Genomic DNA, 22,837 nt, shown 5'->3' on the forward strand with positions numbered 1-22,837 from the left:
AAGGCGATATTTTGTAAATAACAAGATATAGTGTTTTAATATAGGCTTGCTTAATAGATATGGTATCCAGAATCAAAAGCGCTGTTTTTGCAGTCGGGCTTGCAACGGGACTGTTTTGCGCTCCCGTGGTCCATGGCGAAAATGTGCAACTTGCCGCCCTTGTTGAAGATTCTGTTTATGAGCTGGAAGCCGTTCAGCAATTGGATGAAACCAATCTGGCGCTATATCAGCAAGTTTTTCGCCTTCAGGAAAAAGGTCATTGGAAAAAGGCTGATAAGCTGATTGCCAAGATCACGGACCGCACGCTGATGGGCCATGTGCAGGCCCAGCGATATTTGCATCCAACCAAATATCGGTCGCGCTATAAAGAGCTGCGCCGCTGGTTAGTGAAATACCATGATCATCCACAAGCCAAACAGATTTACAAGCTGGCGAAAAAACGCCGCCCGAAAAATGCCTTGGCACCGAAACGTCCAACTGGGCAATATCTGAGTGGGTCCGGTTATGATGCCACAGGCCATGCTGATAAAGTCTATGCCCCGCGCAAACGTTTAAGTAAGGCCAAGGCACGCAAGGCCGCCAGCTATACCCGCAAGATGCGCTATTATACCCGCAAGGGCTGGACCAAATCCGTTAAAAACCTGCTGCGCACTCGCGAAGTGCATCAGCTGTTGCACCCCGGCCAAATTGATCAGGCCCGCACATGGCTGGCGGCAGGCTATTATGCCGATGGGTTGGATAAATGGGCTTATGAATGGGCGAACAAGGCGGTGAAACGGTCCGGTAAATATATCCCCACAGCGCATTGGATTGCTGGTCTGGCCTCCTGGCGGATGGGGGATTTGGTCCATGCGGCGATGCATTTTGAAAAAATCACCCATTCCCATTATTCTTCTGACTGGATGATTTCTGCCGGGGCCTATTGGGCAGCACGTTCTTATTTGCTGGAACGTCAGCCGGAAAAGGTGAATGAATGGCTGGTCAAGGCGGCGTCTTATCCACGTACGTTCTATGGGCAGTTGGCGAATCGCTCTTTGGGGTATGAAACCGTCTTTGACTGGCGCATCCCCAATATTGATACCAAGGCTTTGTCTTCCTTGCAGACGCAGCGTGCCGGGCGTCGCGCACTGGCCCTGTTACAGGTGGGGCAAGATGAAATGGCGGAAAAAGAATTCCGCAAAGCTTATGCCAAGGCCGATGATAAGGCGCGGGTTGCCATGTTGAATGTGGCCATGCGGGCCAATATGCCGTCTTTTTCCATGCGTTTGGCGTCTCAGTTGGCGCGCAAAGGGGTCGAGGTGCCTGACAGTGCGTTGTACCCACTGCCCAAATGGCAACCGAAAAAAGGCTATAAGGTGGATCGCGCCTTGATTTTTGCCCTGATGCGTCAAGAATCGGGTTTTAATCCCAAGGCAAAATCCTATGCCGGGGCCAAGGGGCTAATGCAATTGATGCCGGGGACGGCCAGTTTTGTGGCACGTGATCGCCGTATGCGGTGGAGCAAAAAGATTTTTGAACCGGAAACCAATATTGGGCTGGGTCAGCGATACATCAAAATGTTGTTGCAAGAACGCCATATTAATGGCGATTTGTTCCATATGACAGCGGCCTGGAATGTGGGGCCGGGGAACCTGAATAAATGGAAACGCGGTGTGAAGTATCAGGATGACCCGCTATTGTTTATCGAGAGCATTCCTTCGCGTGAAACACGTATCTTTATTGAGCGGGTGCTGACCAATTTCTGGATTTATCGCGACCGTATGGGGCAAGAGGCTCCGACTTTAGACGCAATTGCATCAGGTGCGTGGCCGATCTATAAAGAACAGGATCCAGCCTCAATTGAGCTGGCCCGCAATTAAGGAAATAAAGAACAATGTCACAAATTCATGGGGAACGTGCGTTCCAGTCGCTCAATATCGCCATCATCACGGTTTCTGATACGCGCACATTTGAAAATGATAAATCCGGCGATACCTTGGCCGGGCGTATCGAAGGGGCTGGCCATAAAGTCTTTGAACGGTTGATTTTGAAAGATGATTGTGAGGCGTTGGCAGAACAGTTGCGCACATGGTCTAACAATCCGGAAATCGACGTGGTGATCACCACGGGTGGCACAGGGGTGACAGGGCGTGATGTGACACCGGAAGCTTTTAAAATGGTGATTGAAAAGGAAATCCCCGGTTTTGGCGAGATTTTCCGCATGATCTCTTATCAAAAAATCAAAACATCGACCATCCAGTCCCGTGCCATGGCAGGGCTTGCCAATGCGACCTATATGTTTGCACTGCCAGGTTCCAGCGGGGCGGTGAAAGATGCCTGGGACGATATCTTGGTTCATCAGCTGGATGCACGCACACGTCCCTGTAATTTTGTGGAACTGATGCCGCGCCTGAATGAACATTTAGGTTAAGTGAAATAATCTTATTTTACTTCTGGTGTCATAAGCGTTGTAAGCTGCCAGATATTGCATTTATACTCTGATGTTCGGTAGGGAATAATCAGAAATAGGCAATAGGCGCGTGCCGGATCATAATCAACAGGGGCAAAGTGACCAACGCATACGGGCCATTTTGGAACGTGGGCCAGCAGTGATGTATCACTGCGAGGAATATTGGGACTATGGCATTAATTACATCAGTCCCAATATTACGGATTTAAGTGGCTGGCAGCCCGCTGATTTCACAGAAAATAGCATTTTCCGTTTGGAGATCATTCATCCAGACGACCAAAAACGTGTTCAAAAAGAGATCCAATCCCTTTTTGATACGGGACATCAGGTGCATGAATACCGTCTGCGCAAAAAAGATGGTGACTACATCTGGGTTATGGATGAAGTGCGCAGTCTGCAAAATGAAGCAGGCGGGTTTGACGGGCTGGTTGGATATCTTAGCGATATCACTGAATTAAAGGCAACTGAGCGTTCTTTGCGTGAAAGTGAATTACGTCACCGCACTATTTTTGAAACTGTTTTGGAAGGTATCATCACCATTGATTGCCGTGGGACCATTCATGACTTTAATAAAGCGGCAGAAAAAATATTTGGATATCACCCTGATCAGGTCGTGGGGAAAAATATTTCCTGCCTGATGCCGGAACCTTTTGCCAGCAGACATGATGATTTTTTGGCCCGTTATCTGGAAACGGGAGAGGCCCGTGTGGTGGGTATCGGGCGTACAGTTATGGGGAAACGTTCCGATGACAGTACATTTGAAATGAACCTGTCTGTTTCAGAAGTCAATTTACCGGATGGAAAATATTTCATTGGGGCCGTGCGTGATATTTCAAAGCAGCTTCAAGCCGAGCAAGCCTTAAGGCGAAGTCAGGAACGTCTGCGTATGAGCCAGAAATTTGGCAAAATCGGGACGTGGGACTGGCATATTGCAGATGGCAAACTCTATTGGTCAGATCAGGTTTTTCCCATTTTGGGACGGATGAATGACGGGGAGGAACTCCGCAGCGAGCGTCTGGTGGACTGGATTTATCCTGAAGATCTGGAGAAAGTAAAAGCCGCCTTGTTGCAATGTCTCAAACAAGGGGTGCGTTTTGATAGTGAACATCGGGTCGTCTGGCCCGATGGGACGGTGCGTTGGGTCCATGAACAAGGCGATGTGGTCCGCAATGCCGAACATAGGGCCATACGCATGGTCGGTGTGATCCATGATGTTACGGAAAAACAGCACCGGGAAGAAGAATTGCATGAGGCGAAAAAACTGGCAGATGGGGCCAATAAGGCAAAGTCGGAATTTTTATCGCGCATGAGCCATGAACTTAGGACACCACTAAATGCCATTTTAGGGTTCGCCCAGCTTTTGGCGATGAGTGGAAGGCACCCTTTGTCAGAACGTCAGCAAGGACAGGTCAATCAAATTGTCACGGCCGGGAACCATTTGATGGAACTCATTAATGAAGTGCTGGATCTGGCCCGTATTGAGGCCGGGCGCTTGGCCTTATCTATTGAGCCTGTTGAAATGGCCCCGGTCTTGGCGGAATGTCGCGACCTGACGGAACCTTTGGCTTTGGAAAAAAAGATCAATCTGGTTTTTGCGGACCCCTTGATTGATCGTTTGCAGGTGGATCGAATGCGATTAAAGCAGATTTTGATTAATTTGCTGAGCAACGCCATTAAATATAATGAGGTTGGCGGGTTTGTTCATTTGGAGCTGAAAAAGGTCGATGCAAGTTGGGTTGAAATATCCATTAGTGATGACGGGCAGGGGATTGACCCTAGCCAGCATGACCAAATTTTTACCCCTTTTAATCGCTTGGGGGCTGAACGTTCACAAATTGAAGGGACAGGGATCGGTCTGACCCTGACAAAACAATTGGTTGAAGCAATGAATGGGATGATCGGTTTTGACAGTATTCCCGGTGAGGGGACAACATTCTGGGTCAGGATGCCGATTGCTTAGTCTCTATATAAAAATGATAAAATTTTAGGCGCGCCGATATGAATGAAATGAAACAAAAGGTCCTGGACTGCTGCATTCTGGTGGTGGATGACAAACCGGCAAATGTCATGTTGCTTGAGCAGCTTCTTGAAGAAGAGGGCTATGGAAATGTCATTTCAACGACGGATTCCCGCGAGGTTCTCAATATTTATCAAAGCCGCCAGATTGATATGGTCTTGCTGGATATCCGTATGCCCTTCATGGATGGGCTTGAGGTGATGGAAGCGTTGAGGGAGGTCGTTGGTGAGGATGATTATTTGCCAATTCTGGTCCTGACAGCACAAACGGATATTGAAACCCATAAAAAAGCCTTGGCTGCAGGGGCGCGGGACTTTTTGACCAAACCGTTTCAGCCTTGGGAAGTTTTTCAACGTATCCATAATCTGTTGGAAACCCGCATTTTCTACAATAATCAACGGGGTCGGGCAGATGAGCTGGAAATTCAGGTTCAAAAACGCACGCGTCAAATTCACGAGACCCAGCTTGAAGTCGTGCGTCGTTTGGGGCGTGCGGGGGAATATCGGGATAATGAAACCGGGGCCCATGTGGTCCGCATGAGCAAAAGCTGTAAATTGCTCGCCCTTCGGGCAGGTTTGGGGGAAATATTTTCTGAGCTGATTTTGCAGGCAAGCCCCATGCATGATGTGGGGAAAATTGGCATTCCCGATGACATCTTATTGAAACCGGGCCGTTTGGATGAAGATGAACGTTTGATTATGAAACGCCATGTGGAAATTGGTGTGGATATTATTGGCGAATTTGACAGTGATATGTTGTCTTTGGCCCGCGAAATTGCACAGACGCATCATGAAAAATGGGACGGCAGTGGCTATCCACACGGTTTGTCAGGTGAAGAAATTCCGATTTCCGGGCGCATTTCGGCTATTTGTGATGTGTTTGATGCGCTGACATCAGAACGTCCCTATAAAAAGGCTTGGAGTATTGAGGACGCACTCACATATCTTCAAGAAAATGCCGGGAGCCATTTCGACCCCCGCTTAGTTGTCCAATTTATCGAAATAATTCCTGAAATTTGTTCATTGCGTCTGGAACACCCGGACGAACAAGAGTAGTATCCGGGCAAATTTTCAAGAATTTAGGACTTTTGAGCCACCATGTTACGTTTTTGGGGCTGGGTATTGTTTTTTGCAGTACTCATTATGCCTTCGGTTGAGACAGCAGCGAATAATGAATTTCGTAAATCTATTCGGATTGTCGGGTCTTCGACTGTTTTTCCTTTTTCAGCCTATGTGGCGGAAAAATATCATCGCAAGACGGGGATTGCGTCTCCTGTTGTGGAATCCACAGGTTCCGGTGGCGGGATTAAGATGTTTTGTGCCGGAATTGGGAAACAGCACCCTGATATTGTGACCGCCTCACGCCGTATGAAAATTTCCGAAGTCCATAAGTGTGTCGATCATAAAATTACGTCTATCGGCGAAGTGATGATCGGCTGGGATGGGATTATTCTGGCTGTTGCACGTCATGCACAGCCTTTTGAAATTAGTCAGAAGATTCTCTTCAAGGCACTGGCGCGGAAATTACCCATTGATGGTCAATGGGTAAATAACCCTCATACAAAATGGAATCATATCGACCCGGCGTTACCGGAGCAGCCTATTCAGGTCTTTGGGCCACCCCCGACATCAGGGACGCGTGATGTGTTTGTTGAAGAGGTGATGCTTAAGGCATGCCGCCAATTGTTGCAGCAACCTGATATTGATAAAAGGCTGTGTGGCGATTTACGTGATGATGGTCATTATATTGATGCAGGGGAAGACGACGACCTGATTGTGCGTCGCCTTAACAACAACGCGCAAGCGATCGGTATTTTGGGCTATAATGCGGCTATGCGGCGTGAAAACCTGATTAAACCGTTATCGGTCAATGCAATTGCTCCGTCTTTTGAGACCATTTTGGATGCGACCTATCCCTTGAGTCGTCCCTTGTTCTTGTATGTGAAAAATGAACATATCAAGGTCCTGCCCAATATTCAGGACTATCTTGATGAGTTCTTAAGCGAGCAAGCGATTGGGGAAGAGGGATATTTGGTCGAAAAAGGATTGATCCCTCTCCTCAATAAAAATGCAGGCCCACGGGTTTTGAATCTGTCTTTACAGTGAGATTTTCTTAAAGCATCTGTTTGGTCGGGCGAACGATAATCTCGTTCACATCGACCTCTTCGGGTTGTTCGATGGCGTACAGACAGGCATTGGCGATGGCTTTGCTATCAATGGCATCTTCGTAAAGCTTTTCCACTCCTTTGGCGATTTTTTCATTGCCGATAGATTGGGTTAGTTCTGAGGTCACGGCACCGGGGGAAATAATGGTGGTGCGCAGGTAGCCACGTGATTCTTGACGCAAGCCTTCAGAAATGGCGCGCACGGCAAATTTCGTTGCGGCATAAACCCCGGAGGTCGGTGTCACCACATGCCCGGCGACAGAGGCGATATTGATGATATGGCCGGATTTTTGTTCATGCATGGTGTCAATCACAGCGGCAATACCATGCAGGACGCCCCGGATATTGACATCAATCATGCGGTTCCATTCATCCAGCTTTTTCTCGTTGAAAAAGGAAAGAGGCATGACGCCCGCATTGTTGATCAATACATCAATACGGCCAAATTCCTTTAAGGCCATTTGGGCAAGGGCTTCGACCTCTTCTGGATGTGAGACATCACAAACCAGTGTGCGGCAGTTTTCACCAAGTTCATCGGCCAGCGTCTCAAGTTTTTCTTTTCGTCTGGCCCCTAAAACAAGGTTGGCTCCCAAGGGAGCAAACTTACGGGCCATGGCTTCGCCCAGTCCACTGCTTGCCCCTGTAATTATAATTGTCTTTGCCTGAAGGTTTGTCATGTTTAGCCTATATATCTTTATTACTACGTTTGCATAAACCTATTTCATACAATTAGTCTTAGCAATCGTAATGATTTTTATTATTGAGTCTGTTATGCTACTGCGAAAAGGCAACGAACGGGATAACAATAATGTCTACTGATAAGCATTTAATTGCTGAAATTAAACGAGAACTCGATTGGGCTGCAGAAGAAGTCAGACGTACCGAAGTCGAAGTGATGCGTCTTGAATTTGAATTCAACAAGACGATGGAAGGCGAAGATCAGGATGAAATCCAACGCCTGACAGAAGAAAAAGTACACCTGCAAGAACGTGTTGGTTTACATGATGCCTATACATTACAGCGTCGCGCTGCCAGCCGCTTCTCCATGTTGTGTCATGTGTTTGATGTCGCCAGTGGGACCGACACCGTTGAAGAAGCATTTGAGCAGCTGTGCCGTCTGTTGATCCGTTCTGCGGATGGGGAAAGCTCTTTACCTCAAGAACAACAGGATTGTTTGCGCACTTTGGCCGATGCGCTGGTCAGATATTTTGCCGATGGTCATACAGACAAGTCTGATGAAGCGATTCGGGAAGCATGGCAAAATGCGGAAGAAATGTTACGCGCCATGGGCCGCAAGATTTAAAAAAGACTGTGTTGCCAATAAAAAAAGGCCCGGTGGATCATTCCCACCGGGCCTTTTTTATATGAAGATCAGGGCTGGATTAAACCAGTTTGTCCAGCTCAGCAATCAAGGCATCGCCCATGGCTGTACAACCGATTTGTGTCATGCCGTCTTGCATGATGTCGCCTGTACGCACACCGCTTGCCAGTACGTTTTGAACGCCTTGGTCCAGCAGGTCTGCTTCTGCCGCCATGTCGAAGCTGTAACGCAGACACATGGAGAAAGACAGGATGGTTGCCAGAGGGTTCGCCAGGTCTTGGCCGGCGATATCCGGGGCAGAACCGTGTACGGGTTCGTACATGGCGCGTACCTTGCCGTTTTCGTCCTTACCGGACAAAGAGGCAGAGGGCAGCATGCCCAGGGAACCAGTCAGCATAGCTGCACAATCAGACAGCAGATCACCAAACAGGTTGTCTGTCAGGATCACGTCAAACTGTTTCGGGTTACGCACCAGCTGCATGGCACAGTTATCGGCATACATATGCTCAAGCGTTACGTCAGCATAGTTTGCCGCGTGGTGCTTGGTAACGATCTCACGCCAGAATTTACCGGATTCCATCACGTTGGCTTTTTCAACAGAGTGAACTTTGTTGCCACGTTTTTTCGCCAGGTCGAAGGCAACGTCTGCTGCACGGATGATCTCAGCATCTGTGTAAACCTGTGTATCGAAACCTTTGCGACCACCACCGGGCAGTTCTTCAACACCGCGCGGCTCACCGAAGTAAACGCCAGAGGTCAGTTCACGCATGATCATGATATCCAGACCGCGTACAACTTCGTCTTTCAGTGTAGAGGCATCCACAAGCGCATCAAAAACCATCGCCGGGCGCAGGTTGGCAAACAGGTCCATTTCCTTGCGCAGACGCAGAAGACCCGCTTCCGGGCGGGCATGGCGTTCAACATTGTCCCATTTCGGGCCACCCACAGCGCCGAGCATCACAGCGTCGGCTGCCATGGCATCAGCAACTGTTTCATCCGTTACCGCACATTTGTGAGCTTCGTAGCAAGCGCCACCGACAAGACCGTCTGTGATGTTAAAGTTTGCAGAACGGTTTTTTGCCAGCCATTCCATGATTTTCTTAACTTGGCCCATAACTTCCGGACCAATGCCGTCACCCGGCAGGAACAAAATATTTTTAGCGTCAGACATAAATAAATACCTTATCTATTCGTCATCCTCGCGTATGCGGGGACTTTTGTGAGACTGAAAAAAAGAGGTCCCCGCTTTCGCGAGGACGACACTCTTTTTATGTATTGTCAGAATTAACGTGCCATCCATGGCATGGATTGCTTATAGCTCTCTTCGAAAGACTCAATCTTGTCTTTCTTTTGCAGGGTCAGACCCACATCGTCGAGACCTTCCAGCAGGCAGTGCTTGCGGAATGGATCAACGTTGAACTCAATCGCATCGCCTACACCTTCGATTTTCTGGTTTTCCAGATCGATGGTGATGGTGGCATTTTCACCGTTACCGGCATGTTCCATCAAACGGTCAACATCTGCTTTTTCAAGTTTGATCGGCAGGATACCGTTCTTGAAGCAGTTGTTGTGGAAGATGTCAGCAAAGCTTGTGGAAATGATGCAGCGAATACCGAAATCCGCAATCGCCCATGGGGCATGCTCACGTGAAGAACCACAGCCAAAGTTATCGCCCGCTACAATGATTTGGGCTTTGCGATAAGGGGCCTGGTTCAAAATGAAGTCTGCTTTTTCAGAACCGTCCTGATTGAAACGCATTTCGTCAAACAGGTTGGCACCCAGACCGGAACGTTTGATGGTTTTGAGGAACAGTTTTGGAATGATCATATCGGTGTCGATGTTGATCAACGGCATTGGCGCAGCAATACCAGTCAGTTTGGTGAACTTTTCCATTCTCTTAGTTCCCCTCTTTCAACAGTTCGCGAACATCTGTCAGTTTGCCTGTGATGGCAGCCGCAGCAGCCATGGCCGGGCTGACCAGATGTGTGCGGGAATCACGGCCTTGGCGGCCTTCGAAGTTACGGTTGGATGTGGAGGCACAACGCTCACCTGGGCTCAGGCGATCATCATTCATGGCCAGACACATGGAACAACCCGCTTCGCGCCAGTCAAAACCAGCTTCGATAAAGACTTGATCCAGACCTTCTTCTTCAGCGATTTCTTTCACCAGACCAGAACCGGGAACAACCATCGCATTCATGCCTTCCGCAACCTTGCGACCTTTGGCCACAGCAGCAGCAGCACGTAAATCTTCGATACGGCCGTTTGTGCAAGAACCGATGAAGACGCGTGTGACTTCAATTTCATTCAGTGGTGTGCCTGCTTCCAGACCCATGTAGTTCAGCGCACGTTCAATCGCGCCTGCTTTACCTTCATCACGGGCATCAGCCGGGGAAGGAACAGTGGCGTTGATCGGCAGCGCATCTTCCGGGCTTGTGCCCCAAGTCACGTAGGGGACCAGCTCGTCTGCTTTGATGATGACAGTTTCGTCATAAACCGCACCTTCATCAGACACCAGCGTGCGCCAGTATTTTTCAGCCGCTTCAAAAGCAGCCGCTTTCGGGGCCATCGGGCGGCCACGAACATAATCAATTGTCTTGTCATCAACTGCGATCAGGCCCGCACGTGCGCCACCTTCAATCGCCATGTTACAAACCGTCATACGGCCTTCCATGGATAGATCCATAACCGCCTGACCTGTAAATTCAATAACAGCGCCTGTACCGCCCGCTGTACCGATTTTACCGATGATGGCGAGAACCAAATCCTTGGCCGTGACGCCTTCTGGCAGGGCACCTTCAACACGGACTTCCATGTTTTTGGATTTTTTCTGCAACAAGGTTTGTGTGGCGAGAACATGCTCTACTTCAGAGGTACCGATCCCAAAGGCCAGTGAACCAAAAGCACCGTGTGTTGCCGTGTGGGAATCACCACAAACGATTGTGGCACCGGGCAGGGTAAAGCCTTGCTCAGGACCAACAATGTGCACAACGCCTTGACGAATATCGTCCATTGCGAAGTAAGGAACGTCAAATTCCTTCACGTTGTTTTCAAGTGCTTCAACTTGAACACGGGATTCTTCGTTTGTAATCACAATACCGTTGGAACGGTCAGATGTCGGGACGTTGTGATCTGCAACAGCGAGTGTGAGTTCCGGGTGGCGAACCTTGCGACCCGCCATACGAAGGCCCTCAAAAGCCTGCGGGGAGGTTACTTCATGAACCATGTGGCGATCGATGAAGATCAGGCTGGTGCCGTCTTCTTGAGTTTCGATCAAATGGTTGTCCCAGATCTTGTCAAAGAGTGTGCGGGGGTTGCCCATTGTCGTTCTTCTCCGAATGAGTAGAGGGATTTATTTCTGTACATGTAAGAAATGTGCCCTTTCTATAGAATTTTTAGAGCAAAAGGTCACGCACTTTTACAGATTACAGCCCTTTTCTCTAGGGTCAGGAGCTATTAATTTATTGCGTTTGGTTTGTAAAAAATGTCGCAAGGCAAGGAAATGGCTTGCAGGAAGAGTATTCTCTTTCAAAAGTCATTGACGTGGCCTTTGCGTCATTTTCCACAAATCCCGAAGGGACGGGCTAAAAATAAAGGTGGCTCGCGTTATAAAACTCTTGCAGTGGAAGGTACTGCGGCGAGTTTCATGCCTAATCCACCTTTATTTTTAGCGCCGCCAAACTCAGTAAATTAATAGGTCCTGACCCTAAGTCTGGCCCGTTTGATGGAGCCTTATCTTTTTTTGACTTAGAGAAAAGGGGGTGTAGGGCAGACAATGGAGAAAAGAGGACCATTTGCACTCTGGGACGTTTCTGTTAGGATCGTCAGGGGAGAATTGCAGAGCGAATCGGGAAGCTACAGGTTTTCTTTGTAAGAATATTATAATGTAATCATAAAATAGGGCGAAACTTACTTTTTTGACCAACTGGTAAAATGTAATTTTATTTTAATTTTAAATTAATACATAAAAACAGATACTTAATTGAATGTCTGCGGTCATTTCTGATTGAATCTGCGCCTAAATAGGGCTACCAAAAATAGAATAGGCCAATTTCTTTTATGAAATTGACCTTTCTCATTTGGAAAAATGAATCAGTCGGTCTATGATTTGTCAGACGATTTTGGAGGTAAACGCTTACCATCTTCAGCGTACCACTCCGGCCAAATATTATGGAGAGGCACACCTAAACATTTTGCAATAATCGTATTACCAGTTGGTTGAGGTCGTATCAAAGCGGCACGTACGACAGAATCGGATACGCCATTTTGACGGGCTAAAGCAGCCATAGAGCCAACCTTTTTTCTAACAGCGGCTTTCACGTCTTCCGGATGAGCATTACAGGTTCTGGTCGTAGAATACGGCATTCGTTCCCCAACTTAAACTCGGTTTACAACCGACTTTTTTTTGTTTCCTTACTATCACGATTGGGATGCAAACCTTTGATTGATTTTATATACAACCAGGTTTTTCATCCCACAAATAGGAGTATGCCATATATGGGAAAAATAAATCTAGAGATTTTATCATGATCTTGAAATTAAGTGCATTTTTCCCATTTCGAAACCTGGCAAATTCCGACTTTGACGGAGTCTCGTCTTGACTGATCAACTACAAACTCGCCTAAAAGAAATTGCCAAAGAATGTGGTGGCAACCGCGCCTTATGTGAAAAGTCAGGCGTATCAGAACGGACTTTTGCAAATTGGTTAGCTGGTTCCAGTGAGCCCAAGATTATTGGGATTTCTGCAATTGCACAAGCAGCTGGTGTAACCATCGACTGGCTCGTCAATGGTTCAAAACCAAAGTTACGTCTTGGGGTACATAATGATTATAACAGTGATACGGTACAGGTTGCCCATATCAGTGATGAACTGAATGTATCAGATGACAAGATTGTCAGCCGCTTAAAACTGATCGGTCATATGCCTTTTTCAAAGCAGTTTCTGCAAAGTTTGATCGGCCATGATGAATTTGATCAACTCTGCGTTCTGGAAGTCAGTGGCGATTCGATGGAACCGACCATGAATGATCATGATTTCGTTTTGGTCGATCGCAGTCGTCAGGAAGCCCAGGATGGGTTATTTGCCTTTTCCTTTAAGGATCGGGTGAATATCAAGCGGATCATCAATATCCTGAATGGCGTAGAAATTGTGAGTGATAATAATAGCTTGTATCCCCCTCATCGCATTGAAGGGGACGAATTGCCGCATTTACAATTAATTGGCCGTGTGGTTTGGGTTGGCAAGACCGTTTAAAACAGGAAACGCCGCCTCCTTTACGCTCGACACGTGAGCAAAGGAAAACGGCGTTGTCCAACATTGGCTCTTCAGTAACTGAAGGCCGAGAAAGAGGTGGTCTCCCCCTGTATAAACAGGGGGAAGAAATTACCAGTCTTTTTTCTCGGCGATACGAGCAGCTTTACCTGTACGGCCACGCAGGTAGTACAGTTTCGCACGGCGAACGTCACCGCGACGTACAACATTGATTTCAGCCAGGTTCGGGGAGTACAGCGGGAATACGCGCTCTACACCTTCACCGAAGGAGATTTTACGCAGTGTGAAAGCAGAGTTGATACCGTCGTTTTTACGCGCGATACATACGCCTTCAAATGCCTGAAGACGCTCGCGGCTGCCTTCTTTTACCTTAACTTGAACACGGATGGTGTCACCTGCGCCAAACTTCGGGACTTCACGTTCAGCAGTCTGTTTTTCGATCTGCTCTTTACCGAGTTGTTCTACAATATTCATGGTCTCGACCTTTTAAAAGGATTGAACTCTAAAATGGAGAGGTGCCGATCTCAGGCACTTCCTTTGGTTTCATCACAGTAAGCTGCCCACAGATCGGGGCGGCGTTCCTGTGTAATGCGTTGTGCCTGTTTTTTTCGCCAGGCAAGGATTTTCTCGTGATGGCCGGATAACAGGGTTTCTGGAACTTCATGGCCTCGCCACACACGCGGACGTGTGTAATGGGGATATTCCAAAAGACCTGCTTCAAAGCTTTCGTCCTCATGGCTGGCTTCTTTGCCAATCACACCGGGCAGCAGTCGCACACAGGCTTCCAACAACACGGTTGCGGCAGATTCTCCGCCATTGAGCACATAGTCTCCAATGCTGATTTCTTCAATATCATCATGTTCATCCAGAACACGTTGATCAATGCCTTCATAGCGCCCGCACAGCAGGATCACCCCCGGCCCTTCGGCCAGTTCGCGCACTTTGGCTTGGGTCAGTGTTTTGCCGCGTGGGGTCAAGAACACTTTCTTTGCCAGGGGGAAACGGGTTTGCGCCGCTTCCAGTGCGTCTGCCACCACATCGGGTCGCATCACCATTCCAGCACCACCGCCACAAGGGGTATCATCCACTGTATTATGTTTATCGGTGGCAAAGTCGCGGATCTGGATGGTATCCAGTGACCAGCGGCCTTCATCCAAGGCCCGTCCCACTAAAGAGTGGCCGAGCATCCCGGGAAACATGTCCGGAAAAAGCGTCAGAATACAAGCGTTCCAAGGCAACAGTTGTGGGCTCATTGATCCCCCTCCTGTGTTTTCTTGGGTTTTTTCGTGCCTTTTTTCTTCTTTTTTTCTTCCGGCAGCAATCCTTCCGGCGGGTCAATGATGACACGCCCTTTTGCCACATCAACGATGGGCACGATTGCCTTGGTGAACGGTACCATCGCAATGGCACCTTCCTTGGGCAGGATTTCCAGCATATCACCTGCGCCGAAATCAAACACCGCACGCACAGTGCCGACGGTTTTACCGCTGGTAGTTTTCACGGTCAGACCGATCAAATCCGCATGGTAAAATTCATCATCACCTGCTTCGGGCAGTTCAGCACGGGAAACATAGAGACGTTCGCCTTTTAACAATTCGGCTGCTTCGCGGCTATCCACCCCGTCTACCTTGACAATCAGTTCGCCCTTGCCTGTATGGCTGACGACTTCGAGGTCATAGGTTTTGGAGGCATCTTCGCTTTGGAGACAGTCAAATTCGGCAATATCATCCGGATTTTCAGTAAAGCTTTTTAAACGCATGGCTCCGCGCACACCATGGGCAGATGAAAAGGCGGCCACGCAAACGCGTCCGTCTTCTGTCTCTGTATTATGTGTGTTTGATGACATGGTTTATTTAACTCAACTGAAACTCTTGAGAGAAAATCCGAAAGAAAAGCTTATGCTTCAGTAGCAGTTGCTTCTTCAGCAGCGGCTTCTTCAGCAGCCGCTTTTGCAGCTTCTTCAGCTTCGCGACGCTTTTCAGCTTTTTCTTCGATACGCATTTTAGTCTTTTCAGACTGTTCAGCTTTTTTAGTTTGCTGCGGGATTGCACGCTCAGCTTTACCAGCTTTTGCCAGGAAACGCAGAACACGATCAGACGGCTGAGCGCCTTGGCCAAGCCAGTAATCGATACGTTCTTCGTTCATGATAACGCGTTTTTCGTCGTCTTTAGCAAGCATCGGGTTGTATGTGCCCAGTTTCTCGATGAAACGGCCATCGCGCGGCATGCGCTTGTCAGCAACTACGATACGGTAAAACGGACGCTTTTTTGCGCCGCCACGTGCCAAACGGATTGTAAGAGCCATATTGTTGGTCTTTCCTATGGTTTGGGTTTACTACAAAAAGGGTTAAATCGAAAAATTACAAAGAAGGTCTTCACTTTTTGAACGGTGGCAGACCCGGTGGCATGCCACCTTGTCCCCCAAGCCCGTCCATTCCAGGCAGGCCCTGAAGACCGCCCGGTGGCATCTGCATACCAGCACCACCTGCGCCCCCCATCATGCCGCCCAATTTGCCGAGCAGACCTTTTTTGTTCATTTTTCCGACTTTTTTCATGACGGTCGCCGTCTGCTGATATTGTTTCAGCAGCTTGTTCACGTCCTGAACTGTGAGGCCGCAGCCTGCCGCGATTCGCTGGCGGCGCGATGCCTTAATAATTTTCGGGTTTTGCCGTTCTTTTACCGTCATGGATAAGATGATGGCTTGTTGGCGGGCAATCATCTTATCATCGACTTGGGCTTCGGCCAGTTGTTTCTTCATCTTGCCAATGCCCGGCAACATACCGAGAAGCCCGTCGATATCCCCCATTTTACGAATTTGGTTAAGCTGTTCGAGCATGTCTTCCAGTGTGAACTGACCTTTCAGTACACGTTTGGCCAGCTCTTCTGCTTTATCTTGCTCGATCGTTTCCTGTGCTTTTTCCACCAGAGAAACAACGTCACCCATGCCAAGGATTCGGCTGGCGACACGATCAGCATGGAAAGCTTCCAGTTCGTCGATTTTTTCACCGACACCCATCACCTTGATCGGCGCGCCTGTGACTTCACGCATGGACAGGGCCGCACCACCACGCGCATCACCGTCTACACGGGTCAGGGCAATACCTGTAATGCCGATTTTTTCGTTAAATTCTTTTGCCACATTGACGGAGTCTTGACCCATCATGGCGTCTGTCACCAACAGGGTTTCAACAGGTTTGGCAACGTCACGAACCTGTGCGACTTCTTCCATCAGCTTTTCATCGATATGCAGGCGACCTGCTGTATCGAGAATGACCACATCAAAGCCACCTGTGCGGGCTTCTTCCATGGCGCGTTTGGCGATGGCAACCGGCTGTTCACCGAAAATAATAGACAGCGATGTCAACTCAGCCTGTTTGGCGAGGACTTCAAGCTGCTGCTGGGCGGCGGGGCGATAAACGTCAAGGCTGGCCAGTAAAACTTTCTTGCGCTCTTTTTTCTTGAGCATCAGGCCGATCTTGGCAGAAGTGGTGGTTTTACCTGCACCTTGCAGACCAACCATCAGAATCGGAACCGGCGGTGCGGCCTTGAGGTTAATCTCTGTTTCTTCTGCGCCCAGCATCTCAACCATGCAGTCATGCACGATCTTGATGACCATCTGGCCGGGGTTGATACCTTTAAGAACTTCTTCACCGATGGCTTTTTCTTTGGCTTTTTTGATGAAGTCTTTGACCACTGGCAAGGCAACGTCAGCCTCAAGCAATGCAACGCGAACTTCGCGCATTGCCTCATTTACATCGGCCTCGCTCAGAGCCCCACGTTTTGTCAGTTTGTCAAAAATGTCACCGAGGCGACCTTGTAAATTCTCAAACATCAAAAATAATCCCAACGCAAAACGCGCCAGTGCTCGAAACTCGAGGACTGACGGCACCCCTTAAGGTGACAAAAATGTCAAAGAGGTCAGTGAATGTGGCGTTCTTTTAAGATTTTTGCGTCTCAGAGTCAAGGAAAAGCGACATATATATGTCAGGGTTTTTTCAGGCTCTGGAAATGCACTTTTTCAAGATGGTAAATATGTTATTTCTGACGAAAAAGATTATTTCAATGCACTTATTAGGAGGAAATTGATTTTGATCATTGCCATTGTAGAGGGAATCACCTAAACCTGATAAAATGATACAGTCAAGCCCATTAACACCTAAAAAGTGTGTCTAAATAAGCCATGCGTAAATTTATTGTTATTCTCTCTTTTGTGCTTTTCACTTCCTCAGCTCAGGCAACGGATGCGGAGATGAAATTGTCTGCAGAATTTCAGGCAATTAATGTTGAGGCATTGCTGCGTACTATGGATTTGGCCTTGCTTGGGGCAACAGATTTGATTGAACGTGATCAAAAGGCCAATGAGTTGATTATTCATGAGGCTTTGGGGCGTTATGTTGCACGCTCCCCAGGTTTGCGGGCCATTATTGCAACAGATGCCAAGGGCAAGTTACGTTACGATAGTTTTAAATATCCGGCAAAAAATGTGGACCTTCAGGATCGGGACTATATTAAACGTGCCCTGAAACAAACCGAGCGTACAATTTATATTGGAACACCGATTAAGGGGCGTACATCTGGCATTGCCTTTTTGCCTATGTCCCAAGCTATTTTTGATTTGGAAAAAAAGGTGACAGGTGTTGTTGCCGGAATTATCACCCCGGATAAATTGATTCGTCAAAATATTTTATGCAATCAGTGTTTTGTGGGAATCTATAAAGAGAGTGGGGAGCAAATTGCCGTTTATCCCACCTCTTTGACCTATCCGGAAGGCTTCCATAAAAAACGCAAAGCTGTTGGGCGTGGGATTATCATGACCCACACGATTGGCAATTTGCCTGCTAAATCAGTCTGGACACGGATTGAAGATTACAAGCTGGAAGTGATCTTTACCAAACTGACTGGTAAAGAAGAAATTCTCCGTTAGAAAATTGAGGGGGGCTTGTGCCTCATTAATAGACGACAAACTCCTGTCGCTCTTTTTCCAACTCAATCTTTTCCAAGAGATATTCAACGGCCTGTGCGCGATCAAGGCGGTTGAAGTTGTCTACTTTTTTTCCGATTTGTTCTTCGATGTTATACATCAGGCGCACAGGATCAACCTGGCCGCTTCGCGATGAGACGACAATCATGCGCAGCATGTCTTCTTGCGTGATGGAAGGCATGTAGCGATCAAAGCTCCAGGCACCAACGGCCAAGGACGTGACAAGAACGCAGGCAGCCGAAACTGCGGGCCAAAGAAAGCGTTTTTTCTTTGGAACAGATTGATCCAGCTTTTCCAGAGCAGACTGAATATTGGCATCAAACATTGGATTTGTCATGGCGATCTCAAGTTGGGTTGGCCGATAGTTGTAATCTACAACTTCCAGATTTATTTGTCAGCTATTATTACATCAGTTTTCGATCTGTGGGCAGCGTTTTTCGCAGGTTTAGGTAAAAATATCCCCTCTTTAGTGTGAGGAGATATAAAATGCTTTCTTTAAGAGTGTCTCGTGCAACTGACATTGATGCCATCGCGACCATTCATGCTCATTGCTGGAAAGAGGTCTATTCTTTTATGCCTCAGGAAGTGTTGGATAATCGTGATTACAGGTTCCGCTTACAACAGTGGCAAAACTGGTTTGCTGAAAAAAAATATGAGCAAAATGAAGGGCTGTTTGTGATGGAAGCGGGCCATAAAGTCGTTGGCTTTTGTATGTGTAAGCCCAACACAGACCCTGATATACCGCAGGCATTGGGAGAATTGCATGCCCAATATATGTGGCCGCAATATCGTGCCAGTGGAACAGGGTATCAGGTTTTACAGGTTTTAACGGCGTATTTGTTGGCGAAAAAAATGACTCCCATGTGTTGTTGGGCCTTTGCTGAAAATGAAATCTGGCATTGGTATGAACGCATGGGGTTTGAAAAGGTTGTAAGTCGTAATCGTGTGATTAACGGGATGGAACTGCCGGAATATGGCTTCATCCATAATGATCCGGAAGGTTTGATGTATCGCCTTACTTTGCGCTCAATAAAGTCCACTACATTCGTCACTTCTTCTGTGTCTTCGTCTGTCTGGTTTGCCTGGGCAGCAGTGTTGTTTGCTGTCTCATTCATTGTGTCGAAAATTTCCATGAAGGTATCGGCAAATGTTTCAGGGTCTTTTGCCAGCTTTTCACGTTTGCACAGGAAGTAGGCGACATTCCAGATAATGATACGATCCAGTGGCGCTGCAGACATAGAGGGATTGCGTTTCATTTCGCCAAACCCACTGACAATCCAGTTTAGATCGTAATTCCATTCCAAAAGGGTTCTTAAAACATCGCCTTTGGGTGTTTTGCCATGTTCATAGCCTTGCAGGGTGCCCAAAGAAACACCCAAACGTTCGGCAAGTTGTTTTTGGGTGATACCTAAATTTTTGCGTATTTCAATAAAGCGTTGACCTATATCAGTCATTTCTCTCACCCTTATAAAGTATTGCAAATATATAGACTTAGAGATATATTTGCCGCTGTCGCTATCTGTACAGAATTGAACTTTTAGTTGTTATTTTTCAAGCCTAAACGGAAAGTTTCATCTTTAGCTTTTATGCATTTTAAGATAAACATCAGCGAAAAAAAACCATAAATCGAATTATGTTGAATGTCAGGAACTTAAAAATTCACTTAGCGGGTTGTAATTAAAGTTGTTTTCGCTCTCAACTATAGGTGATTTTTTCTTAGACCTTGACAGGGGAGCATTGATTCCTCACGTTCCATAATAGGCGCGATACATAAGAGAAAAGATAAAGAGTTGAATAGATATGAGCAGACGTCCACCTAGAACAAGTCCAGATCCGATTGATAAATACGTTGGGTCTCGTGTACGTGCGCGCCGCGTTGGCTTACGTATTTCACAAACCAAGCTCGGTGATTCCATCGGTGTCACCTTCCAGCAGGTTCAGAAATATGAGAACGGCACAAACCGGATTGGCGCCAGTAACCTTTACAAAATTTCACGTCAGTTAGGCGTTGATGTGTCCTATTTCTTTCAGGAAATGCCGGAAGATTTATATGATGCTTCCAATGCAGACCCCTATGGCTTGAGCGAACCGATTGCTGAACCTTTTGAAAGTGATCCGATGGCTGCGCGGGACTCGATTGCCTTGGTACATGATTACCAACGTATCCCGGATGAAATTTTGCGCCAGCGTATGGGGCAATTTATGCGGGCTTTGGCAAACAGCCTGAATGATTATCCTGATGAAGATGTTGAAGAAACCTAACATCTAACGACAAGAAAACACTACATAATTGCAAAATGCATATTCAGCCACTTTTTGGGGAATATGCATTTGGGCTTTTATAATCTGCGTGCTATACCTTTGATCAAAGTACACTTTTACTTACACCCTATTAGTGTATTCTTGGCGCAAAGGAAAAATATATGGCTCGACAGCCAAAAGAATTGGATCAGGTGAATATAAAAGTTGGCCGTCGCTTGAGGCTTAAGCGGGAACTGGCAGGATTAAGTCAGGCGATCTTGGGACAAGCCATTGGTGTGTCGCGTATCAAAATCGGTCAATATGAATCCGGACAAAGTGCGATACCGGCATCTCATCTTTTTAAGTTGTCGCAGTATTTCAAGATTGATGTGTGCTATTTTTTCAGTGTGGAGGAACAGCCCACGCCAGTGTCTGATCTGGAAGAAATTGATCCGATGCTCAACAAGCTGTCGATTTCTTTATTGCGTGATTTCAATGCCTTGGATAATCCAGAAGTCCGTCGCACTTTTGCCGCTGTAATGGAACGAATTTCCCAACTTAATCAGCAAGGAAAGCAAAGCCCTAGAGGGTGACTTTCCCTATGAGGCAGGTGGCCAGTAACAGCCAGCCAAACCATTTGTTGGACTTAAAAATCATCAGGCAGTTTTGCGGGTCATGAATATCCACTTTGATGATTTGCCAGATCAGGTGAACTGCGGTCAACCCAAGCCCAAGGTAAAACAGACTACCCGTCTGGGCCAGAAAGCCACCAAGCCCGATCAGGGCAATGGTCAATCCGTAAAAGAGCCACAGGGCAGGTACTGTTTTATGGCCCAGACGTAAGGCCGTTGATTTGATCCCGACCAGTACATCATCTTCTTTATCCTGATGGGCATAAATGGTGTCGTAGCCCAAGGTCCAGAACAGCCCGGCGAAATACAGGCATAAGGCTGGGGCAGAGACATCTCCTGTGACCGCGCTCCATCCAACAAGGGCCCCCCAGTTAAAGGTCAGGCCGAGAACCACTTGTGGCCAATAGGTCCAGCGCTTGCAAAAGGGATAGATGAATACCAACAGTAATGAGGCCGTGGCGAGGTATAGCGTGAAAGCATTAAATTGAAGAACAACCCCAAGACCTAAAAGGCAGAGAAACCCCATAAAAAGGATAGCCTGTTTGGGGCTGACATCGCCGTTTGGAATGGGCCGGGTTGCTGTACGGGCAACTTGACCATCAAAATCGCGATCCGCCAGATCATTCATCACACAGCCAGCGCCACGCATAACGAAAGCCCCAATCGCAAACAGAAGGGCATAATAGAGGTTCGGTAGGTCGGGGCTGGCTAATGTCAGGGTCCACCAGCACGGAAACAGCAACAGCCATGTTCCAATGGGGCGATCAGCCCGCATCAAGATCAGGTAGGGCCGAATAAGGGCTGGCATCCGTGCAATCCAGCCGTGATAGACGATATCGGTTTTATTTAAGGGTGCTGTCTGTTCCATGATCCCTTTCTTACACTTTTTGCATTGGTATAAAAAGGGGAAAGGTCTATAAACAATTTATGTCGTCCTCGCGAAAGCGGGGACCTGTTCACGACACTACTGAGGTCCCGCTTTCGCGAGGACGACAAATATGATTAGATTATATATTGATACGTCTTTGTCTGTCGGTCTTTCACAGGACCTTTCGTCAGACCAAGCCCATTACGTCAACAATGTGATGCGTTTGAAGGTTGGTGATGAGGTTGCCGTTTTTAATGGGCAAGATGGGGAATGGCTTGGTCAAATTTCAAGCGCACGTAAAAAGAATTGCACCATCCAGCTGATTGAAAAAATCCGTGAGCAAGATAGCTGCCCCGATTTAATGCTGGTGTTCGCCCCGATCAAAAAGCAGCGTCTCGATTTTATCATGGAAAAGGCAACGGAACTGGGGGTAAGTGACTTTCAGCCAGTGATCACCCAGCGTACCATCGCGTCAAAGATTCGAAGTGATCGCTTGTGTGCTCAAACCATTGAAGCTTCGGAACAGTGTGAACGACTTAACATACCTGTGGTCCATGAAGCCGTATCGTTGGTACAACTTGTTAAAGACTGGCCGCAAGAACGTACCTTGTTTGTTTTGAACGAACATGGTGGGGCCAAACCGATCTTGGAAGGGCTACAAGAGTTTGCCGGAAAAGAAATCGGTCCTTGTGCCATTTTAGTGGGGCCGGAAGGCGGTTTTGACCCATCAGAGCTTGACCTTTTGGCAAAACTGCAGAATGTTGTGCCTCTCAGTATCGGGCCGCGTATTTTACGTGCCGATACCGCAGCTCTTGCAGCGATCAGTTGTTGGCAATCCGTTTTGGGCGATTGGCAGGTGCCGCTTCGCAAGAGATTTGAAAAAGAAGAATAA

Annotated in this window: 23 protein-coding genes; 12 read left to right on the forward strand and 11 right to left on the reverse strand. The window is 47.6% G+C overall.

What is annotated here, in order from left to right:
* Positions 1-59 precede the first annotated feature (59 nt).
* The 5 genes from E4K71_RS17410 (at position 60) to E4K71_RS17430 (ending at position 6,571) form a co-directional block, all read left to right on the forward strand.
* Positions 60-1,859 (forward strand): lytic transglycosylase domain-containing protein, encoded by a 1,800-nt coding sequence (locus tag E4K71_RS17410; protein ID WP_135081756.1) that lies wholly within the window; start codon positions 60-62, stop codon positions 1,857-1,859.
* A 14-nt stretch (positions 1,860-1,873) separates the two neighbouring features.
* Entirely contained in the window at positions 1,874-2,410 is a 537-nt protein-coding gene (gene moaB / locus E4K71_RS17415; RefSeq protein ID WP_135081758.1) for a molybdenum cofactor biosynthesis protein B, read from the forward strand.
* Positions 2,411-2,519: 109 nt separating this feature from the next.
* Complete coding sequence (locus E4K71_RS17420; protein WP_135081761.1) at positions 2,520-4,409, forward strand: PAS domain S-box protein; 1,890 nt, start codon at positions 2,520-2,522, stop codon at positions 4,407-4,409.
* Positions 4,410-4,447: 38 nt separating this feature from the next.
* Positions 4,448-5,521, forward strand: a complete 1,074-nt coding sequence (locus E4K71_RS17425; RefSeq protein ID WP_240796846.1) for an HD domain-containing phosphohydrolase — start codon at positions 4,448-4,450, stop codon at positions 5,519-5,521.
* Positions 5,522-5,563: 42 nt separating this feature from the next.
* Positions 5,564-6,571 (forward strand): substrate-binding domain-containing protein, encoded by a 1,008-nt coding sequence (locus E4K71_RS17430; protein ID WP_135081763.1) that lies wholly within the window; start codon positions 5,564-5,566, stop codon positions 6,569-6,571.
* A gap of 7 nt (positions 6,572-6,578) precedes the next feature.
* On the opposite strand, the gene E4K71_RS17435 is transcribed toward E4K71_RS17430, so the two are convergent.
* Positions 6,579-7,307: an SDR family oxidoreductase gene (locus E4K71_RS17435; protein ID WP_135081765.1), complete on the reverse strand. Its 729-nt coding sequence runs from the start codon at positions 7,305-7,307 to the stop codon at positions 6,579-6,581.
* A 131-nt stretch (positions 7,308-7,438) separates the two neighbouring features.
* Between E4K71_RS17435 and E4K71_RS17440 the strand changes: the two genes are divergently transcribed.
* Positions 7,439-7,933: a hypothetical protein gene (locus E4K71_RS17440; protein ID WP_135081767.1), complete on the forward strand. Its 495-nt coding sequence runs from the start codon at positions 7,439-7,441 to the stop codon at positions 7,931-7,933.
* A 79-nt stretch (positions 7,934-8,012) separates the two neighbouring features.
* On the opposite strand, the gene leuB is transcribed toward E4K71_RS17440, so the two are convergent.
* The 3 genes from leuB to leuC form a co-directional block, all read right to left on the reverse strand.
* A complete protein-coding gene (leuB, locus tag E4K71_RS17445) occupies positions 8,013-9,122 on the reverse strand; it encodes a 3-isopropylmalate dehydrogenase (protein ID WP_135081769.1) in 1,110 nt (369 codons plus the stop codon).
* A 113-nt stretch (positions 9,123-9,235) separates the two neighbouring features.
* On the reverse strand, positions 9,236-9,844 hold the full coding sequence (leuD, locus tag E4K71_RS17450) for a 3-isopropylmalate dehydratase small subunit (RefSeq protein WP_135081772.1): 609 nt from the start codon (positions 9,842-9,844) through the stop codon (positions 9,236-9,238).
* A gap of 4 nt (positions 9,845-9,848) precedes the next feature.
* A complete protein-coding gene (gene leuC / locus E4K71_RS17455) occupies positions 9,849-11,273 on the reverse strand; it encodes a 3-isopropylmalate dehydratase large subunit (protein ID WP_135081774.1) in 1,425 nt (474 codons plus the stop codon).
* A 1,275-nt stretch (positions 11,274-12,548) separates the two neighbouring features.
* Here leuC and E4K71_RS17465 point away from each other — a divergent pair.
* Positions 12,549-13,205, forward strand: a complete 657-nt coding sequence (locus E4K71_RS17465; RefSeq protein WP_135081778.1) for a S24 family peptidase — start codon at positions 12,549-12,551, stop codon at positions 13,203-13,205.
* A gap of 129 nt (positions 13,206-13,334) precedes the next feature.
* On the opposite strand, the gene rplS is transcribed toward E4K71_RS17465, so the two are convergent.
* The 5 genes from rplS to ffh all read right to left on the reverse strand — a co-directional run bounded on the left by rplS (position 13,335) and on the right by ffh (position 17,055).
* Positions 13,335-13,697 carry a 50S ribosomal protein L19 gene (gene rplS, locus E4K71_RS17470; RefSeq protein ID WP_135081780.1) on the reverse strand — a complete coding sequence of 121 codons (363 nt, stop codon included), beginning with the start codon at positions 13,695-13,697 and terminating at the stop codon, positions 13,335-13,337.
* A gap of 50 nt (positions 13,698-13,747) precedes the next feature.
* Complete coding sequence (trmD, locus tag E4K71_RS17475) at positions 13,748-14,461, reverse strand: tRNA (guanosine(37)-N1)-methyltransferase TrmD (protein WP_206202014.1); 714 nt, start codon at positions 14,459-14,461, stop codon at positions 13,748-13,750.
* A gap of 11 nt (positions 14,462-14,472) precedes the next feature.
* Positions 14,473-15,069, reverse strand: a complete 597-nt coding sequence (gene rimM / locus E4K71_RS17480) for a ribosome maturation factor RimM (protein ID WP_135081782.1) — start codon at positions 15,067-15,069, stop codon at positions 14,473-14,475.
* A 50-nt stretch (positions 15,070-15,119) separates the two neighbouring features.
* Positions 15,120-15,527 (reverse strand): 30S ribosomal protein S16, encoded by a 408-nt coding sequence (gene rpsP / locus E4K71_RS17485; RefSeq protein ID WP_135081784.1) that lies wholly within the window; start codon positions 15,525-15,527, stop codon positions 15,120-15,122.
* A gap of 70 nt (positions 15,528-15,597) precedes the next feature.
* On the reverse strand, positions 15,598-17,055 hold the full coding sequence (gene ffh, locus E4K71_RS17490) for a signal recognition particle protein (RefSeq protein ID WP_135081786.1): 1,458 nt from the start codon (positions 17,053-17,055) through the stop codon (positions 15,598-15,600).
* A 348-nt stretch (positions 17,056-17,403) separates the two neighbouring features.
* Here ffh and E4K71_RS17495 point away from each other — a divergent pair, with 348 nt between their 5' ends.
* The gene (locus E4K71_RS17495; protein ID WP_135081788.1) at positions 17,404-18,147 is read left to right on the forward strand and encodes a hypothetical protein; all 744 of its coding nucleotides are present in this window, start codon (positions 17,404-17,406) and stop codon (positions 18,145-18,147) included.
* 25 nt (positions 18,148-18,172) lie between these two features.
* On the opposite strand, the gene E4K71_RS17500 is transcribed toward E4K71_RS17495, so the two are convergent.
* The gene (locus E4K71_RS17500) at positions 18,173-18,541 is read right to left on the reverse strand and encodes a hypothetical protein (protein WP_135081790.1); all 369 of its coding nucleotides are present in this window, start codon (positions 18,539-18,541) and stop codon (positions 18,173-18,175) included.
* Between the two features lie 149 nt (positions 18,542-18,690).
* On the opposite strand from E4K71_RS17500, the gene E4K71_RS17505 reads away from it, so the two are divergent.
* The 3 genes from E4K71_RS17505 to E4K71_RS17520 all read left to right on the forward strand — a co-directional run bounded on the left by E4K71_RS17505 (position 18,691) and on the right by E4K71_RS17520 (position 21,038).
* Complete coding sequence (locus E4K71_RS17505) at positions 18,691-19,398, forward strand: GNAT family N-acetyltransferase (RefSeq protein ID WP_135081792.1); 708 nt, start codon at positions 18,691-18,693, stop codon at positions 19,396-19,398.
* A 606-nt stretch (positions 19,399-20,004) separates the two neighbouring features.
* Positions 20,005-20,466 carry a helix-turn-helix transcriptional regulator gene (locus E4K71_RS17515; RefSeq protein ID WP_135081794.1) on the forward strand — a complete coding sequence of 154 codons (462 nt, stop codon included), beginning with the start codon at positions 20,005-20,007 and terminating at the stop codon, positions 20,464-20,466.
* A 161-nt stretch (positions 20,467-20,627) separates the two neighbouring features.
* A complete protein-coding gene (locus E4K71_RS17520) occupies positions 20,628-21,038 on the forward strand; it encodes a helix-turn-helix domain-containing protein (protein WP_135081796.1) in 411 nt (136 codons plus the stop codon).
* Here E4K71_RS17520 and ubiA read toward each other — a convergent pair.
* Positions 21,028-21,945, reverse strand: a complete 918-nt coding sequence (ubiA, locus tag E4K71_RS17525; RefSeq protein ID WP_135081798.1) for a 4-hydroxybenzoate octaprenyltransferase — start codon at positions 21,943-21,945, stop codon at positions 21,028-21,030. The genes E4K71_RS17520 and ubiA overlap by 11 nt on opposite strands.
* A gap of 130 nt (positions 21,946-22,075) precedes the next feature.
* Between ubiA and E4K71_RS17530 the strand changes: the two genes are divergently transcribed.
* Positions 22,076-22,837 (forward strand): 16S rRNA (uracil(1498)-N(3))-methyltransferase, encoded by a 762-nt coding sequence (locus E4K71_RS17530; protein ID WP_135081800.1) that lies wholly within the window; start codon positions 22,076-22,078, stop codon positions 22,835-22,837.

Source organism: Terasakiella sp. SH-1 (genome assembly GCF_004564135.1).
Classification (GTDB): Bacteria; Pseudomonadota; Alphaproteobacteria; order Rhodospirillales; family Terasakiellaceae; genus Terasakiella.